Annotated in this window: 15 protein-coding genes and 1 pseudogene; 10 read left to right on the forward strand and 6 right to left on the reverse strand. The window is 41.3% G+C overall.

The genetic code is table 11. The features are described from left to right. Together EZL74_RS12270 and EZL74_RS12275 are read left to right on the forward strand one after the other, a co-directional pair. Positions 1-217, forward strand: a pseudogene (locus EZL74_RS12270) (integrase core domain-containing protein); the annotation flags it as partial. Positions 218-746: 529 nt separating this feature from the next. Continuing rightward, positions 747-2,414 (forward strand): T9SS type A sorting domain-containing protein, encoded by a 1,668-nt coding sequence (locus EZL74_RS12275; RefSeq protein ID WP_131476933.1) that lies wholly within the window; start codon positions 747-749, stop codon positions 2,412-2,414. 158 nt (positions 2,415-2,572) lie between these two features. Here EZL74_RS12275 and EZL74_RS12280 read toward each other — a convergent pair whose 3' ends face one another. Continuing rightward, the gene (locus tag EZL74_RS12280; protein ID WP_131476935.1) at positions 2,573-3,022 is read right to left on the reverse strand and encodes a cupin domain-containing protein; all 450 of its coding nucleotides are present in this window, start codon (positions 3,020-3,022) and stop codon (positions 2,573-2,575) included. Between the two features lie 82 nt (positions 3,023-3,104). Here EZL74_RS12280 and EZL74_RS12285 point away from each other — a divergent pair, with 82 nt between their 5' ends. The 3 genes from EZL74_RS12285 (at position 3,105) to EZL74_RS12295 (ending at position 5,956) form a co-directional block, all read left to right on the forward strand. Beyond that, positions 3,105-3,719 (forward strand): TetR/AcrR family transcriptional regulator, encoded by a 615-nt coding sequence (locus EZL74_RS12285; RefSeq protein ID WP_131476937.1) that lies wholly within the window; start codon positions 3,105-3,107, stop codon positions 3,717-3,719. Positions 3,720-3,853: 134 nt separating this feature from the next. Further along, on the forward strand, positions 3,854-5,260 hold the full coding sequence (locus EZL74_RS12290; protein WP_131476939.1) for a pyridoxal phosphate-dependent decarboxylase family protein: 1,407 nt from the start codon (positions 3,854-3,856) through the stop codon (positions 5,258-5,260). Positions 5,261-5,263: 3 nt separating this feature from the next. Then, a complete protein-coding gene (locus tag EZL74_RS12295; protein WP_131476941.1) occupies positions 5,264-5,956 on the forward strand; it encodes a cyclase family protein in 693 nt (230 codons plus the stop codon). 15 nt (positions 5,957-5,971) lie between these two features. Here EZL74_RS12295 and EZL74_RS12300 read toward each other — a convergent pair whose 3' ends face one another. The 5 genes from EZL74_RS12300 to EZL74_RS12320 all read right to left on the reverse strand — a co-directional run bounded on the left by EZL74_RS12300 (position 5,972) and on the right by EZL74_RS12320 (position 14,221). Continuing rightward, positions 5,972-6,346 (reverse strand): methylglyoxal synthase, encoded by a 375-nt coding sequence (locus EZL74_RS12300; RefSeq protein ID WP_131476943.1) that lies wholly within the window; start codon positions 6,344-6,346, stop codon positions 5,972-5,974. A 150-nt stretch (positions 6,347-6,496) separates the two neighbouring features. Continuing rightward, positions 6,497-7,348 (reverse strand): N-acetylglucosamine kinase, encoded by an 852-nt coding sequence (locus EZL74_RS12305; RefSeq protein WP_131476945.1) that lies wholly within the window; start codon positions 7,346-7,348, stop codon positions 6,497-6,499. 121 nt (positions 7,349-7,469) lie between these two features. Further along, on the reverse strand, positions 7,470-8,480 hold the full coding sequence (gene gap, locus EZL74_RS12310) for a type I glyceraldehyde-3-phosphate dehydrogenase (RefSeq protein ID WP_131476947.1): 1,011 nt from the start codon (positions 8,478-8,480) through the stop codon (positions 7,470-7,472). 88 nt (positions 8,481-8,568) lie between these two features. Further along, entirely contained in the window at positions 8,569-9,555 is a 987-nt protein-coding gene (pfkA, locus tag EZL74_RS12315; RefSeq protein ID WP_131476949.1) for a 6-phosphofructokinase, read from the reverse strand. A 142-nt stretch (positions 9,556-9,697) separates the two neighbouring features. Further along, positions 9,698-14,221 carry a translocation/assembly module TamB domain-containing protein gene (locus EZL74_RS12320; protein WP_131476951.1) on the reverse strand — a complete coding sequence of 1,508 codons (4,524 nt, stop codon included), beginning with the start codon at positions 14,219-14,221 and terminating at the stop codon, positions 9,698-9,700. A 99-nt stretch (positions 14,222-14,320) separates the two neighbouring features. Between EZL74_RS12320 and tsaD the strand changes: the two genes are divergently transcribed. From tsaD to EZL74_RS12345, 5 genes are all read left to right on the forward strand, one after another. Then, positions 14,321-15,343 carry a tRNA (adenosine(37)-N6)-threonylcarbamoyltransferase complex transferase subunit TsaD gene (gene tsaD / locus EZL74_RS12325; protein WP_131476953.1) on the forward strand — a complete coding sequence of 341 codons (1,023 nt, stop codon included), beginning with the start codon at positions 14,321-14,323 and terminating at the stop codon, positions 15,341-15,343. A gap of 2 nt (positions 15,344-15,345) precedes the next feature. Next, positions 15,346-16,053, forward strand: a complete 708-nt coding sequence (locus EZL74_RS12330) for a 16S rRNA (uracil(1498)-N(3))-methyltransferase (protein ID WP_131476955.1) — start codon at positions 15,346-15,348, stop codon at positions 16,051-16,053. A 10-nt stretch (positions 16,054-16,063) separates the two neighbouring features. After that, entirely contained in the window at positions 16,064-16,702 is a 639-nt protein-coding gene (locus EZL74_RS12335; protein ID WP_131476957.1) for a DUF4159 domain-containing protein, read from the forward strand. A 153-nt stretch (positions 16,703-16,855) separates the two neighbouring features. Next, positions 16,856-17,812: a zinc metalloprotease gene (locus EZL74_RS12340; RefSeq protein ID WP_131476959.1), complete on the forward strand. Its 957-nt coding sequence runs from the start codon at positions 16,856-16,858 to the stop codon at positions 17,810-17,812. Between the two features lie 80 nt (positions 17,813-17,892). Continuing rightward, positions 17,893-19,068 carry a THUMP-like domain-containing protein gene (locus tag EZL74_RS12345; protein ID WP_131476961.1) on the forward strand — a complete coding sequence of 392 codons (1,176 nt, stop codon included), beginning with the start codon at positions 17,893-17,895 and terminating at the stop codon, positions 19,066-19,068. Positions 19,069-19,071: the final 3 nt, after the last annotated feature.

Consider the following 19,071-nt stretch of genomic DNA (forward strand, 5'->3'; position numbering starts at 1 on the left):
CATCATTAAAACAGAGTTCAACCTTTACAGTAGCTCATTAGGCTTTGATCAAACAAAACATAGAATAAGTAAAAGCATTAAGTCTTATAATGAACTAAGGCCACATGCCAGTTGTGATTATTTAACCCCTAACCAAGCACATTTACAATCAGAAATATTAAACAAGAGATGGAAAAACTATAATAGAAGTTTTAATCATGAAAAAGCAATTGTATAGCAACTTTAGGATTAAAAAGTATATTTGTATAGCTATAATAGGATTTATTTAATAACCTGTATAGTTATTTTAGGACGGGTCAAGGACGGGTCACCTGTATAGCAAAGGCATGGATAAAGCATACCAAAGGCATAGATAAAGCATCAATGGTGACAGAAACGGTCATTTTATAATACAGAAAAGAAAAATTCCTCAATCTGTAATAATAAATACTGTAAATTCTAATAACTAGTTCATAATAAAACAATTGCAACACATCTTCAACTCCATTTTTAAAACAAATACATAGATTAAGCCGAAGAAAAAATTCGGTTCTGATATTCCTAAACGGAACTAATAGATTTTTTTTCGGTAGGGTATTGCATTTTTCAACTGTTTAGACTCGAAAAATTGTAAAAAAAGAGACTATGCATACCTCGAAACAAATTCAATCCTCGAAAATTCAGGTTCGTTACATTCCTTTAGGAAGGCATTACACATACAAGTATTTTTAATCCATTTTTTATAAATTATTAATCATCAATCAATCATGAAAAAAGTTATTCTTTTAGCGACAGCACTACTGCTGACCTCCAAAACAATCACGGCGCAAACTTCAAGGACACCCGATTGGACGCACAACATTGACATTACCAACAGCGATCAGGCGACAGACATTTGGGTAAACCCCGAGGGGGAAACCTACGCCTTCGCCCGAATCGTAAACTACAACGGGCAATTGGACGCGTTGGTCATCACCAAAACAAACAATCAAGGGCAGGAAGTCTGGAGACGATTCCTGTATGCAGTAAGTGCTGATTGGCAGTTGTTTGCCAACGCCGTGACCGGCGACGAGAACGGTAACGTGTACTTCATGTACAACGAAAAAACAAGATACACCGACAGCAATCGCAACCGCATTGCCATTCGAAAATACAGCCCGGCGGGAGACGTGATTTGGAGTCAGTACCTAACCGACTCGGTGGAGAACCGAACCGAAGAAGCCCAACGCAGGGTGTTGGAATACAAAAACGGGGCATTGTACCTATTGGGATCAATGTACGATGAAAACCTTTGGACGACCCAAGACGCTGACGGCATCCTGTACAAAGTGGCGGCCAACAACGGAAGCGTCATTTTTCGAAAAGTGTACAACAGCCAATACAGCTCCGATGACATGCTGAAAGACATCGCGGTAAACGACAATGGCGAAATTTGGGCCATCGGCCGAAGCCGAGGCTATGCCTACTCAGGTAATATTTATTCGAATTACGACAGCGTGGCCCTAAAATGGGATGCCAGCGGCAATTTGCAATGGGAACGCAGACTCAACGGAACCGGAAATGCGGAAGACTTTGGCATCAACCTGACCGTAGATGCGGCGGGCAACTGTTATACCTCGAGCCAACTCAAACGACTGTCCATCAACGCGCTTCAGGTGGTCATCGAAAAACTATCCCCCACCGGAACGGTTTTGTGGTCCACGGCATCGGTAAGTTCAAGCACCGGGTATACGACTAAACAACCCATCAAAGTATTGCCCAACGGCAATGTGGTGTTTGCAACGTCAAATGCAGACGGCATCAACCTTATAGCCTTGAGTGCCGACAATGGCGCGCAACTATGGGCGACCAATTTCAACAGAAACAATCTGGGGGCTCAAAACCGTCAAAGTGATTTGGCGGTAGACCACAACGGGAATATCTACATTACGGGTTCTTCACGAGATAACACCCCTTACGGCGACGGGATTGACATGACAACGCTGAAGTATAGCGCTAACGGGCAATTCTTGTGGTATTCCCACATTACATTCGGCAATTATGCCACGGCGGGAGATTTTGGCGATGTTGTCAAATGGAATCCGGCCAACGAAAGCGTATATGTGGTGGGCAGTGTTCAAGACGCGAACTTCAACAGCAACTACCTTATCGCCAAGTATGGTGAAAGTGCTTTGGACGTGCCAAGCCTCAACCAAAGTCAGGTACACCTCTACCCCAACCCTACCCGTGACCTCTTGAATATAAAACTGCCATCGAGTGAAAACCTGGCCTTTGCATTGTACGATGTAAACGGAAGACTCATCCGACAATGGCAACCCGACCAACAAGCCGACGGCCACCATCAAATTGATTTAAGCGATCTAATCCATGGGGTCTACGTGTTAAAAGTCAATGCAAACGACTATAATTTCTCTCATAAAGTAATTAAAAGTTAATGCTTCGAAATTTGCTGTAAACTTGGAGAAACAGGATGGATACCGTTACAGGAAATTCGCTCCGCATTTGATACAAGCCGATAGTACTCTTCCAAAAAACAGAAATAAAAAAAGCATCTTGTACAAGATGCTTTTTAAAATCATACCCCGGTATGAGATTACTTCGTTGCGATGAACATATCATAATCGGCAGCCGTGGCGATAACCTGCTGTATGATTTCCGGACTCACTGATTTTTCTTGAGCATCCGATTCATTTTCAGGCACGCCCAAGGTTTCAAAAAAAGCGGAGAATCCTTTCGGACTGTGAATGTTAATCCATTTACACGCTTTCTCAGTAGTATTGTTAAAACTGTGAAGCGTATTGGGTGGCAGATTCACAAAATCGCCGGCTTTCGCCTGTACAAGCTCACCGGCCACCAAAAACTCCATCTCACCTTCTAACAGGTAAAAAGATTCATGATAACTGTGGTGCAAATGAGGCGGCGGCCCTTGGACTTTAGCCGGAGTTTCGCCAATCATAATGTCATAATCCCCACTAGCATCCAGTGGGGTTACTTTATGACCTAATACCCAACGTGTGATTTTCTGATTCGTTTTTTGATTCATTTTTTGATTTATTTATGAGATTATTATCTCACAAAGATACAATGTATTTTGAAACTACAAAATTTTATAAGATATTTGTCTTATGAAAAAAGAATACATCAGTTCGGGCAGAAAGAACCAAAAACGACAAACCAGAGATAAAGTACTGGCAGCCACACGTGAATTAATAGAAAAACAAGTTGAGTTTACCTTAGAAGAAGTTGCTGAAACGGCAGGAGTATCACGAGCCACGGTTTACCGGTACTACTCAAACGTAGCCACGCTATCCGCGGAAGCGGTGCTGGACATGCAGACCAAAAATTCAGAGCTCCTGTATCGCGATTTGAAAGGGAACGATCTAAGGTCGCAGTTGCTCGAAGTACAAAACTATTACAACCAGTTATCGCTTACCAATGAGCTGGCCTTCCGAAAATACCTGGGTATCGTACTGAATAATCCTGCTGAAACCATACAAAGCAGAGGTGGCCGAAGAGTAGAAACCATAAAAAAAGTTATGGAAGGAGTCTATCCCGACATGCCTGCAAACGATATCGAAAAAATAACCAGCATCATGAGCCTCTTTATGGGAATAGAATCCCTCATAGTTACGAAAGACGTTTGCAAATTAACCAATGAACAATCAATGGATCATTTAAAATGGGGACTTGAGTTATTACTAAGCGGCTTTCTGTCAGAGCAACAAAAGAAACGTTCATAAATTATATAACTTTTAGCCCCAATAGTACAACACCAATACCAAAAGGCAAGGCTAATTTGCAGCACAAATCAACACCCAAAATAGTCCTTTATAAAGGCATATTCGTATTTTTATACCCTTAAAATCAATCAAAAATGAATCATCAATTAGACAAAGACGCTGCCGCACTGCAGCAATTGCTCGACAGCGTAAAAGAACAGGGGCTCGACTATCTCAGGACACTCGACACCCGACCGACCTCCACCAACGCCCGAATATCCGAGTATCAACACTTACCACACCACGGATTGGGAGCCGAGGGAGCCTTGCAAGCTTTCAACCAACGACTGGAACCGCTCATCGTGGCCTCATCAGGGCCGCGCTATTGGGGTTTTGTTACCGGAGGCACTACACCGGCTGCGATAGCGGGTGACTGGCTGGCAACCCTCTACGATCAAAACACCCAATCGGTAAAGGGGAACGGAGACAACTCGGCTCAAATCGAAATGGAAACCATGCAACTCCTACTGGAATTGTTTGAGCTGCCCCAAAACTATTTGGGCGGCTTTGTGACCGGAGCCACGATGTCGAATTTCACCGCTTTGGCCGTAGCCCGACAATGGATCGGAGCACAAAAAGGGCTGGACTTCGCCAAAGACGGGGTCACAACCCCCATAAAAGTACTGACGGCTACCCCCCACTCGTCGGCCTTAAAATCGCTGGCACTCCTGGGCATTGGCAGCAGCAACATTGTAAAAGTTAACGTAGCCGAGGGCAACCGAGAGGCCATCGACCTCAACGATTTAAACACCCAAATCAACCTCTTGCAAGGCGAACCGTTTTTGCTCATTTCGAGTGGCGGCACGGTCAATACAGTCGATTTTGATGATTTTGAAGCCATCGCCCAATTAAAAGCAAAACATAATTTCTGGTGGCACATTGATGCCGCTTTTGGTGGATTTGCTGCTTGTTCGCCCACATACAAACACCTCATAAACGGATGGGATAAAGCCGACAGCATTACGGTAGACTGCCACAAATGGCTCAATGTGCCATACGAAAGCGCCGTATTTTTGATTCAGGAGAAACACCGAAACCTGCAGGTGGAAACCTTTCAAAACTCGAATGCCCCTTATTTGGGAGATCCGTTGGAAAATTTTACCTACCTGAATTTCCTGCCCGAAAACTCCAGACGCCTGAAAGCCCTGCCGGCTTGGTTTACGCTGATGGCTTATGGCAAAGAAGGCTATCGCGACATGGTGGAAAACAACATCCGTCACGCCCAACAATTCGGAGCCTTCATAAAGGCAGACGACTCGTTTGAATTATTGGCACCGGTGCGGCTCAATACCGTTTGTTTTACCCTGTCGGGGACGGAAGGACAGGCTAATGTTACCGCTTTTTTGCAAGCTGTAAACGATACCGGCCAGGTATTCATGACCCCTACGGTTTATCAGGGTAAAAAAGGAATCCGGGCCGCTTTTGTCAACTGGAGAACCACTTCAAAAGACATTGAAATGGTAACCGAAATTATGAAAAACATCTTCTTAAAAATACGCTGAATCATGCCGGAAATTATCGATTTGAGCCAGGAGATATACGCGGGCATGCCGGTTTTCAAAGGACTGCCCGACGTAAAAATGGAGGTCCACGTTACCCATGAAGCCTGGGAGGGGATCGAAAATCCGAAGACCGCTACCCCGGCAGTGTACCGGTTGGAGTTGAGCGAGCATTCGGGGACCCACGTGGATTCGCTGAGCCACATGGCTGCAGCTTACTGCGAGCAAACCATCGATACCATGCCGCTATCGATGTTTTACACCAGAGGCCTTTGCCTCGATGTTTCGCACAGGGGCCTACAGGAATTCATCACGACAGCCGATATCGAACAAGCCCTTAGTAAAGACAAACTGACTATTCAAAAGGGAGATACCGTTTTGCTCTACACCGACCATTACCGCAGGCATTACGGTACAAGCGCTTGGCCCAACGGCCCGGGGATCACAGTAGAAGCCGCCCGTTGGCTGGGCCATCAGGGCATTGCGGCTTTTGGCGTAGAAACCCTGTCGCCCGGCATTCCAAAACAAGGCAATAAAGAAGTACATCACATCGGTGGAGAAATGGGATATACCCATTACGAAAACCTCATCAACCTGCACCTTTTGGTAGGTCGGGGTTATTTTCGGTTTATAGCCTTCCCGCTAAAAATAAGAGGAGGAACCGGTTCGCCGGTCAGAGCGGTTGCGGTCTTTGAGTAGTTTGATTGCACAAAATCAGTTCAATTCATCCAATCCCAAGAGCAACAACTGCGCGGTAGCTTCATTGGTCGCCAAAGGCACGTTGTGCACATCGCAAATGCGGATGAGCATGTTGATATCGGGTTCGTGCGGATGGCTCGAATTGGGGTCTTTGAAAAACAATACCATTTTGGTTTTGCCTTCGGCTACACGGGCCGCTATTTGAGCGTCCCCCCCCATCGGACCCGACAACATCTTTTTTACTTTAATGCCAACAGCCTCCACTTTGCCTCCCGTAGTTCCGGTGGCGATGAGTTTGATGTTTTCCTTTTCGAGGATGTGTTTGTTTTTATTGATAAACTGAACCATGTCAGCTTTCTTCCCGTCGTGGGCGATAATCGCGATTTCCATGTCGTGTTTTTTACAAATATAAAATAAAAAAGAGCAAAGCTTAAAAAGGGGAAGGCGAACTGCCATACAGCGAATTACCTCAAAAAAGCAATCCTCAAATTGTTGGGTTGGCGTGGGCACAATACTATCCCTTCAACCGCCCTGTTCCTCCTATGGGTTCAAAACATGATAGGCAATCAAGCCGTCTATCGGGCGGCGGAGCACATTCCCCATTTTGATACCGTATTGCTGTAGTACCGACTCCAATTCATCCTTGAGATAAAAAGCAATGGAACCCACAAAATGCACCGGAACTTCCTTATAGTTGTCGAACTGCATAATGTAATTTTCAACAAATTCCCGCATTTCGGCATCGATAAACGCTTTACAGAAATCGGTATCCTTATGTCGGATAATGAACTGGGCAAACGTGGCCAGATAGGCATTTGGGTTGGGTTCTTTGTACAAATTGTGTTTGATGGCATCGGGGTCAAGGTTGTATGCTTGGGCAAACTCTTTGGCAAGTTCTGCCGGCATTTTCCCGAAGTAATAGGCGCGAATCAAATGACGTCCGAAACGGTTCCCCGAACAGTCGTCCATGGCGATATAGCCCAGCGACTGCACTTTTTGGTGCAACTTGTGTCCATCGTAATAACTGCAATTGCTACCGGTTCCTAAAATGCAGACGATGGCCGGCTCGTCTTTTGGGGTGGTGGCATAAACCGCGGCATACGTATCTTCATACACCGAAACGGCTGCATGGGTAAAATATTCCTGAAACACCTGAGTCAGAAAATTTTTCATGCGGTCGGTCCCACAACCGGCGCCATAAAAAAACAAATGCGTGGCTTTGTCTTTGTTGTGCGAAATGTCAAACCGTTCATTCAGTCGCGCGATAATCGTTTCTTTATCCAATACTTCAGGGTTCAAGCCCAAGGTTTGCGTAGTAAAAAGTATTTTACCGGTCGCATCAATGGCAATCCAATCGGCCTTGGTAGAACCGCTGTCAACGAGTAATTTCATAGTGTCGTGTTGTATTTTTTAGACGAAGAGAGAAGAGACGGATAGATAAGAGACAAACCAGCATTAGTTTTCATTAATACCGATCTATGCGCTATCCGTCTATCAGCTATTATCTCTTCAGTTATTTTAACCCGGTAATGTGTACCGATAAATCAATCAATTTGCTCGAATAGCCGTATTCGTTATCGTACCAGGAAACCAATTTAAAGAACGTCGGATTCAGTCCGATTCCGGCTTTGGCATCGACGATAGATGTTCTCGAATCGCCTACAAAATCCTGAGACACCACATCGTCTTCGGTATAACCGAGTATGCCTTTCATTTCATTTTCCGAAGCCTTTTTCAATACGGCCATGATTTCGTCATAGGTGGTTTCTTTGGCCAACTTTACGGTTAAATCTACCACAGATACATCGACGGGCGGCACGCGGAATGACATTCCGGTTAATTTTCCGTTCAAAGACGGAATGACTTTAGCCACGGCTTTGGCGGCACCGGTTGAAGACGGAATGATGTTAACACTGGCAGCACGTCCGCCACGCCAGTCTTTGCGCGAAGGACCGTCCGCCGTCATTTGGGTGGAAGTCGTGGCGTGAACCGTAGTCATCAAACCTTCTACGATACCGAAATGATCGTGGATTACTTTGGCCAAAGGTGCTAAACAGTTGGTCGTACACGACGCATTGGAAACAACCAAATCCGTCGCCTTAGCTTCGGTGTGGTTGACACCCATAACAAACATAGGCGCATCGGCAGACGGTGCCGAGATGACCACTTTTTTGGCGCCTCCGGCAAGATGCGCGCTGGCGGTTTCCATCGTGGTAAAGAAACCGGTACATTCCGCTACTACATCAACGTCGATGTCTTTATCATCCCATTGGATGAGTTTGGGGTCTCTTTCGGCCGTTACTCGAATGTATCGGTCATTTACATATAACTTACCGTCTTTTACTTCGACCTTGCCGTTAAAACGACCGTGTACCGAATCGTATTTTAATAAGTAAGCCAAATGGGCTACATCTAATAAATCATTGATAGCGACTACTTCTACATTCTCACGGTTCATGGTTTCTCTGAAAACAATTCTTCCGATTCTACCGAAACCGTTTATTCCTAATTTTACTTTTGACATTTTCTCTTTATTGTTAATTCATTAATAGCGCACGAAATCACCTGACAAAGCCAAAAAAGACCTGATTAGGGAACTGTACGTTACGTTTTTATGTTGACATGATTTCTGAAACTCTCAGCAACTCACGGTCGATGTCAGAGTTTCCTTTGATGGCTTGTTCTAAAGGAGTCAGCACTATTTTATCAGCAATCAACCCCACCATGAAGTTAGTTTTGCCTTCAATCAATGACTCGACTGCTTTCACTCCCAATCGGGAAGCCAATACCCGATCAAAGCATGAAGGTGCTCCGCCGCGTTGCATATGACCCAATACCGAAACGCGAATATCGTATTCCGGAAGATGCTCTTCGATGTAATCTTTAAGTTGGAAAACGTTTTTTCCCATTTTCTCTCCTTCGGCTACCACTACTATGCTCGATGATTTTCCTGAAGCTTTACTTCTTTGCAGGGATTCTAAAAGACGCTCCAAGCCTAAGTCTTCTTCGGGAATCAGAATTTCCTCTGCCCCGGCTCCAATTCCGGCATTCAGGGCAATGTGCCCGGCATCTCTTCCCATAACTTCCACGAAGAACAAACGGTTGTGTGAACTGGCAGTATCTCTGATTTTATCAATACACTCTACCACTGTATTCAAGGCAGTATCAAAGCCCAACGTATGACTGGTTCCGTAAATATCGTTGTCAATAGTTCCGGGGATTCCCATTACCGAGAAACCGTATTCTTCATTGAAAATCTCAGCTCCGGTAAACGAACCGTCTCCACCAATCACCACCAAAGCATTTACTCCGGCACTCACCAAATTTTGATAAGCCTTCTCACGGCCTTCTTTGGTCATGAATTCTTTTGAACGAGCCGACTTTAAAATGGTACCTCCCTTGTTCACTATGTTATTTACACTACGAGGACCCATCTCCTTAAAATCACCTTCAATCATTCCTTGGTAGCCTCTGTAAATACCGATACATTCAATATTATGATAGGCACAGGTTCTGACTACGGCACGGATAGCGGCATTCATTCCGGGGGCGTCACCTCCCGAAGTCAAAACACCAATCTTTTTTATGTTTTTCGACATATTTTAAGTATTAAACGGTAAAATTAACAAACAAGAGGTATTATTCTGTCCTTGCTTTGATAATATTGACCAAATCAGGCAAATTCAAACGTTTTCGTTGATAAGTTTTTAATTTATAACCAATAAATAGTAGTTGTTACCACTAATCCTCTGTCGGAACGGCATCACGGTTCTGATTGTGTTCGGTTCTGCGCTTCTCCTCATTTTTATCCTTGATGCGGATATGATCAGGTAACGGGCTGGAGTCGTGAATTTCTTCTGTTTTAGAAATAATCTTGTTTAGTTTAGCATTCTTGAACAAACGGTTTACCAATTCTCTGAAAGTATCAAAATCAACTTCATAAGACAGTCCAAGTCCTTGAGTATAGCCAATCCCCTGACCTATATAAGTAATGTCGTTTTCTTTATTAAAAACTCTTAAATTCAATGTGCCATCCTGATTAACCCTATATTGGACTTCAACATCGCCCACCACAGTTGACTCATTGAGACCTCCTACAGGAACTCCAACTTTTCCGTTGACAGTAATACGGTCATTTATTTTAGAAGAAACCGAAACCCCAAAGCGGCCGTCAGTCTCCAACCCCGGTGTTTTGTCGGCCGTCACATAGTCGATACCTAAATTGAGTTTGCCATTTTCATCTGAAAAAATATCATTGAAAACACTACTTACTTTTTCAAAAGCGATGTTAGAAGTTTGCGATTGATTAATGCCTTCCGGACTCAAAAAGCCCCCAAAAGCCAGTAAATACAAGGCTTGTTTTTGTCGGGTATCTTTATCGTTCAATTTGTATTGAATTTCAGATTTCAGGGTACTTCCCACCGTTGGGAAATTAATATTGAAATCAGGTTCCGGACTGGCCAAATTACCTCTTACTTCTATTGATACTTCAACATCTATCTTTTTATTAAAAGAAGGATTATCTATCAAAACCGCCGGATTAGCGGATGTTTTATAAATAGCTTCCAGATTCAGAGTAGCCGCCATTGGGTCGCCCGACCAAATGATAGAACCACCCTTTTTAACATCAAACTTTTTATCAATCAAACCGCCGTATTTGAAATTATAGGTTCCCGAAATAGCCAGGAAGTCACCCCACATTTCAAATTTGCCCAGAGTATTTATCCTGAACAACAAAGTCCCGAACCCTTTACCTTTCATACCATGACCTGATTCTCTGTTGAGAATAACTTCTATATTAGCATTATCGGTTATTTCAAAATTAAATTCGAGTTCGAGTCCGTTGTAATTCTTGTTCTGAATGATGCTCTCTTTGTCCTTCTTCTTCTTTTCCTGTGGGGTCAGAATGTGGATGTAACTGTTTTCCTCAACAGCCTCAGCATCATTGATTGGAATCTTAATATCGGTGCCTTTAGCCGATTCTGCATCTACTTTGATCATTAGTCCTCCGGTCGGACCTTTTACAGTTGCCGAACCGTTCATAAAGGCTTTTCCGTAATAAGCTGCATCTTCGTGATCCACAGTATTCAGAGCTAATAGCCTGTCTGAGTTCACGGCCAAATCCAATTGCCAATCCCCGAACTGTTTGTGTTTGATAAAACCGTTAATACTTCCTTTGGTATTGAATTTTGTATCCGTTATGTTGGTTTCACGAATGATGAATTTATTTTCGGTAACATCAACTATCGAATTGTTTTCGAAAGCATAATCGGTATTGAGGTACGGTATGGTCAGACCGGCATCGCTCACAAATAATCTTCCGTTGTAGTCTAAATTATTAATATCTCCGTCTATGCGGGCATTCCCCGAAGCGAATCCGCGAATATTGGTGATAACATCCCCTCCTATTTTGCCTAAAATCCCCAAATTGAATTTATCAAAACTCAAATCAACATCGAGCATGGTTTTATTATCTATTATTTCGATATCACCGTTAGCACTGAAAGCCTCTACATTTTGATTTTCAAGGGTAGAATTCAGATAAAATTTACTCAGCGTTTCATCGCCTTTAATATCCAAATTCATTTTGCCCAATGGAATACCGTTGACCTGCAGGCTGTCGATAATCAGTTTGGAAGTTGGTTGGAAAACAGAATTGACTTGCTTAAAATTAATCTTACCGTCCAGATTTCCGTCAAAACGAAATTTTTCTACATCGGGTGTTACTTTATTGAGGTTGACATTATCAAAGGTAAGTTCTAAATCCTTATTGGTTTTGCCGTTCCACTTTCCGATGAAATTGATTTTCTGATCATCATGCGAAACCATCAGATTTTTGAACGAAAAATTGCTGAGTTTTTTATCGAAAACAATCTTGCTATTTTCCGGGTTTTCGTCTTCATTCAAAAACCACAAATAATCTTTGAATTGCAACTCCGATTTGTTGAACCCAATCACGTTTTGGTTATCATTGTTGATGGTGTGGTAAAAATTCAGGTTGTAAAAATCATTGCCTTGTTTTCCGCCTTTGAACTCGGTTCTGAACTGCAGAGTATCATTGGCAAAAGAGTTAATCATACTGAAGTCCCTGATTTTATAATGCTTTGTCTTTATTGAATCCATTTGAATGTAAGCATTATAAAGAGGATTTTTATTGTCAATTTGAATCAGAACTTTGTCAAAAGTATTGTTGTAAGCCGTAACGCTGGGCGAATCAAAACTCAGATTGAAATTTTTGGTCTCTGAACCAATACTGCCTTTCAGGTTAGTATTGGGTGCCAAAGAAATGTCGGGATTGAAAATCTCAATAATTTTACTGTGCAGGGCAAAGTTGAATTTCAGGTACTGATTAGGAAGCACTTTGTTCTGCTTGTAATTAGCATAAAAACTTCCCAGTGAATTTTCAACTATTTTTTGAAGTTGGTTGAACTTGTATTTTCCTACTACCGAACCTTCAATAGCATCGGGTGAATTAATAGTGATGGCTCGCTCACCATCGGCATCAAAAGTAGAAGTTACTGTTAGAGTGTCGAGAAAATATTGATCTTTTTTATTCTGGTAAGAGGCATTGGTCAGCAATAAATCACCCTTGAGGTTGTCGAACGAATTACCGTTGGCCTTTACAACTATATCTCCTTTAAAAACGGCTATAGAGTCTTTTATAAAATTCAGTCTGACTAAATTGGCATAATCAATTTTGGAATGGAAATCATATACATTTTCTTTTTTAGACAAATCAACTGTACCGTTGAAATCCATGAACAGATTAGGATCGTTAACAAAGAACTTTCCTTTAAAAATAGGTTCTTTAAAACTACCGTCAACTATAATTTTAGTATAATCATAACCGTTGTATTTCAAATGATACACATCGCCTACAAAAGAAGTATTAAGGTATTTTCGCGTAAAACCTTTGCCTTCAACATCGAGATTCAACGATACTTTTCCAATCGTTTTATCGCCAATTAATGCCCCTACATCAAAACCGTCTAAAATCACAGTTCCATTGTATTTTGCATTGTCAATGGCATCCAGATTAGACATGTGTAAATCGGATTCGACTATTCCCAATGCTGTATTCATGACAAAATTGGTATTGATATACGTTTGGGTTACCTCCGCCTTTCCTGCATAATTAAACTGACCCAGTTTGGCCAAAGACGAAGGCAGTTTTTTTCCTAATATGTTAGGCAAAAGCTTGGTCAGATCGGAATAATTAGAGGATATTTTATCAAAATCACCTTTCATGTAAAATGGAGCCGGAGCTCTTGGAAACAAGTTTCTGAAATTGACATCTCCTTTGATGATAGAATTCTTTTGGTCTCGCAAATACAGTTTAGTAGCATAAAAATTATTCAGCGTCCCGTTGATTTTTGACCGCAGATAAAAGGTTTGGTTTTTGTCTAATTCATTATAAAAATGACGAACATCATTGGTAGACAACGTGGCACTGTCAAGAGCTACTTCAAATTTAACTCTGTTGTTAAAATCGCTGAAGTCGTGATTGTCTTTGTTGTATTTTAAGACAACCTGTCCTTGTAAATAAGACTCGGCCGTTTTCATCGTTAATTTTTCCAACCTGATATTTTTCTTGGTATAGGTAAAATCGGCCACCAAATTATCAACTGTAACACCTCTGTGATCGTGAAACGTCATCGACTCAATTTTGGAAGTCACATTAGGACCTTTGATTTTAAAATTCTGTAAATGAGCATCAAGTTTCGTAAAATCAGCATCTACCGGATTAGGGCGATTTTCGTCAATCATGGTGAAACGGCTTTTGGTCAGGTAAATATTTTTTGAAGTCATCAAAAACTTACCGCTTCCTTTCTTTCCGTCATCAAAAGCCTCTATAAATAAGTCTAAACTGGTGTCCTTTTCTTTTTTATACGTTTTAATTTGAAGGTACAGGTTGTCAAAACGCAAATCCCCGAAAAGTAGTTTACCATTCATTAATTTCCCTAAATCGAGTATGCTAGTTTTAATGCGTTGAGAGTAAATCAGGGTATCGTTATGGTGGTCTAGCACCAATACTCTCTTGAGCTTAACACCACCAAAAACAGTAATTGCAACTTCATCTACATTGATATTCGTTCCGAAATCTTTATTGAGGCGATCGGTGGCATAATGAGCGATTTTGGTTTGCACAACCGGCAAGGAAAGCCCTGTACAAGTAAGCAATAAGAGCAAGAGTAAGACAGCCAAGGTACGAAGCACAACCTTTCTGAACTTTTTAAAACCCGTATTTGTCTTATTTTTTTCCAATTATTACAATGACTTCGGAAAGAAAATTACCTTTGCAAAAATGTTTACATTTGAATTTCCTGATGGAGTGTCAAATATAACTCAAAATTCGTGCCTTTTATGCATCCCAAAGAAGTTTTTATTCTTGCCATTGAAAGTTCATGTGACGATACTGCCGCTGCTGTTTTGCGTGGAGAGAAAGTACTTTCGAATGTGGTGGCTCGTCAAAGCATTCATGAAGAATATGGCGGTGTAGTACCCGAGTTGGCTTCGCGTGCGCACCAACAAAACATAGTACCGGTGATTGATGTAGCCTTAAAAAAAGCCAACATCACCAAAGAACAGCTCTCAGCTATAGCCTTCACCCAAGGGCCCGGACTGATGGGATCTCTGTTGGTAGGGACTTCTTTTGCCAAATCCTTATCGATGGCATTGCGAATCCCGCTGATTGCTGTGAATCACATGCATGCACATATTTTGGCTCATTTTATTGATGAAGAAGGATACGACAAACCAACCTTCCCATTCTTAGCACTGACCATTTCGGGCGGACATACTCAAATTGTGAAAGTCAATGACTTTTTCGATATGGAAATTATAGGCGAAACGACTGATGATGCAGTAGGCGAAGCTTTTGACAAAACAGCTAAAATACTGGGGCTTCCTTACCCGGGAGGTCCATTGATTGATCAGTTTGCCAAAGAAGGAAACCCGAAAAAATATCCGTTCACCAAACCCAAAGTTGAAGGGCTCGATTTCAGTTTCTCCGGACTGAAAACACAAATCCTTTATTTTGTACAAAAAAACGTAGCGGCCAATCCGAATTTCATTGAAGAAAACAAAGCGGATATATGCGCTTCAGTACAGCATACCATTATCGAAATTTTAATGGAAAAAATAAAACTCGCCGTTGCCGAAACAGGCATCAGACAAATTGCCATAGGCGGAGGAGTATCGGCTAATTCGGGTATCAGACAAACTCTTAAAGAAACCGAGAATAAATACGGTTGGAAAACCTTTATTCCTAAATTTGAATACACTACCGATAATGCCGCTATGATTGGTATTGTGGGATACCATAAATTTTTACATGATCAATTCACCAATGCCGGAGTGGTTTCCAAAGCACGAATCGAGTTTTAAGTATGCAGTTATTCTACAATTCTTCTATAAAGCAATCCGACACTACTTTTGTTTTTGACAAAGAAGAAAGCAAACACATTATCAAAGTACTTCGTAAAAAAGAAGGCGATATTCTTCAGGTAACCAATGGATTAGGATATTTATTTACTACCGAGATAACTATAGCGTCTGACAGTAAATGCACCGTGAGAATAGTAGCTTTTGAAAAGCAGGAAGCGTCACAGTTTAAATTGCATTTGGCGGTGGCTCCAACTAAAATGAACGAGCGTTACGAATGGTTTTTGGAAAAAGCAACCGAAATCGGCATACAGGAAATTACTCCCATAATTTGTGAACACTCGGAACGCAAAGTGATTAAAACTGACCGATTTCAAAAGATTATTGAATCGGCTATGAAACAATCACTGCACTTTTATATGCCCAAATTAAACGAACCTTTATCCTTCAAAGAGTTCCTAAAAAAAGAACATCCGGGTCAGAAATTCATCGCTCATTGCGAAGATACCGATAAAAAAGCACTAAAAAACGAACTGAAAACTCAAGAGGATGTCACTATTTTAGTAGGTCCGGAAGGGGATTTTTCTGTTAAAGAAATCCAACTGGCCCTTGAAAATAATTTTATTCCGGTATCTTTGGGCAACACTCGACTCCGAACCGAAACGGCCGCCATAGTTGCCTGTCACAGCGTTGTTTTTAAAAATGAAGCTTAACCATTTGATTATGAAAAGAGTATTTTTTCTGTGTTTATTGCTTTCCACGCTCTCCTATTCTCAGGAAATTGCTTTGTTAAAATACAACGGAGGCGGTGATTGGTACGCTAATCCCACTTCGTTACCCAATCTGATAAAATACGCCAACCAAACCATCAATACCAACATAAAATCAAAACCGGCCACAGTAGAACCCGGAAGTCCTGAAATTTTTTCATATCCGTTCGTGCACATGACCGGACACGGAAATGTGGTTTTCAGTGATGCTGAAATAAATAACCTGAGAAATTATTTACTGTCTGGCGGTTTTTTACACGCCGATGACAATTACGGCATGGATCAATATATTCGGCGGGAAATCAAGCGTATCTTTCCGAATAACGATTTGGTTGAAATTCCCGGTAATCATCCAATCTTCCAAAAACCCAATGTATTTGCCAACGGATTGCCTAAAATTCACGAACATGACGGAAAACGTCCACAGGCTTTCGGAATTTTTATAGACAACCGCTTGGTATTATTGTATACTTATGAATGCGATTTAGGCGATGGTTGGGAAGACCCAGAAGTTCACAACGACCCCAAAGAAGTAAGAGAAAAAGCACTAAAAATGGGAGCCAATATTCTGAATTACATCTTTAAAAACTAATGATTTATAAGTTTTTACCTCTTTAAAATATTAATTTCTCTTCTATTGGAAAAAAGTTCATGGATTTGTTTAAAAGTTAAGTTACATTATTATCAAGTTGATTCAATATTTCATAACATTGTTGCAGCTATTTAACTTTAAAAACAAATAAAAATGAAAAAAATAAGTCTATCATTAGCAACTTTATTGATTCTGTTTTCCTGTCAAAAAGAAGACACTACCGTTAATTCGGAAACAAAAACCCTAAAAAGAGCTTGTGCTTCGCAAGAAGTATTGGAAAGACAATTAAGAGAAGACCCGGGATTAGCAGCCAAAATGGCCCAGATAGAGGCTTTTACAGAAAATGCTTTGTTGCATAAAGACCGATTAGTAAACGGAAAGATTGAAATTCCGGTGGTAGTCAATGTGCTGTACCGAACTGCTGCAGAAAACATATCTCTAACACAAATCCAATCACAAATTGATGTATTGAACAAAGATTTCAATGCATTGAATACTGATTATAATCAGGTTCCTGCGCTTTTCTCGGGAGTTAAAGCCAATGTGGGAATTTCATTTGTATTAGATCAAGTCATTCGAAAATCAACCACTAAATCTTCTTGGGGAACCCGTGATGCCATTAAAAAAACCAAACAAGGCGGTTTAGATCCAACCAGCCCTACTACTAAATTAAATCTTTGGGTAGGAACTATTGGTGGCGGAATTTTGGGTTATGCACAATTCCCCGGTGGCTCTTCTGCTACTGACGGAGTGGTGATTGATCCTTTATACTTCGGAGTAACCAGCAATTCAAGTTCAAGCTATCCGTACAATTTAGGAAGAACCGCTACTCACGAAGTAGGACACTGGCTTAATCTAAGACACATTTGGGGAGATGCTACTTGCGGAAACGACTTGGTAGCCGATACACCATCACACAATGCTCCTAATTACGGAGTACCAACTTACCCACACTACAGCACGTGCACCGGTACTCCGGTTGAAATGACCATGAACTACATGGACTATACCGATGATCGTGGGATGTATATGTTTAGTTTAGGCCAAAAAGCCCGAATAAATGCCATCTTCTCTTCGGGTGGACCAAGAGTATCTTTCGCACAGCCATAATACTTATTTTATATTTTTGTTAAAAAACCTGCCACAACTGGCAGGTTTTTTTTATACTTGTTGCCACCAAAAAGACCACAATGCAAACCTTACTGTCAAAAGAAGTTCAGAATTTTATCTTACAACATACTGATGCGGATGTCACCGCATTGGCTTTGCAAAAAAACAAATTCTCAGGTACAGATTGGACAGCTATTCTGAATCAAATTGGAGCCCGACAAAAAGCAAAAACAAAATTACCCACTTGGTTCAACACCGAAAACATCTTATATCCGTCAAAAATTTCGGTGGAACAAACTTCGTCTGAAAAAACAGCCGCCTACAAAGCAGCATTGGTATCAGGAGACTTGTTAATGGATCTGACAGGAGGATTTGGAGTAGACGATTTTTATTTTGCCCAAAAGGTATCTCAAGTCATTCACTGTGAAATCAACCCCGAGCTTTCGGCTATAGTAAAATACAATTTTGATGTTTTAAGAATAAGCAACATCCAATGCATTGCTAATGACAGTACTCTGGTCTTACAGGAAGTAACCCAAAAACCGGATTGGATTTACATTGATCCTTCCCGAAGAAATGAAGCGAAAGGTAAAGTATTCATGCTCAAAGATTGTCTGCCGAATGTTCCTGAACTGCTCGATTTTTATTTTGAAACGACTTCGAACATAATGATTAAAACAGCTCCTATTCTGGATATTACTGCCGGTTTATCTGAACTGAAATATGTACGTGAAATTCATATCGTTGCTGTTGACAATGAAGTCAAAGAATTGCTTTGGATTCTAAAAAAAAACCATACTCAGCCGGTCAAAATGGTCGCCGTTAACCTGGCAAAGGATCAGACACAATCGTTTGCATTTGAATTGAACGCCAATGAGAAACCTGTTGTCTACGGCCTGCCTAAACAGTATTTATATGAGCCCAACGCTGCCATAATGAAATCGGGAGGATTTGACGAAATCGCAACTCAATTTGATGTTGAAAAACTCCACCAACACTCCCATTTGTATACATCTGACAAACTGATTGAATTTCCGGGAAGGGTTTTTAGAATAGAACAAAACATTGGTTATAACAAAGCAGAAATGAAAGAATTTCTGGAAAACAAAAAAGCCAACATTACCACTCGAAACTTCCCTGATTCGGTAGAAATCATTCGAAAAAAATGGAAAATCAAAGACGGAGGAAATCTGTATTGTTTTTTCACAACAGATGCAACTAATAACAAAATAGTTTTACTTTGCAGCAAAATATAATCT

Source organism: Flavobacterium silvisoli (assembly GCF_004329815.1).
Lineage (GTDB): Bacteria > Bacteroidota > Bacteroidia > Flavobacteriales > Flavobacteriaceae > Flavobacterium > Flavobacterium silvisoli.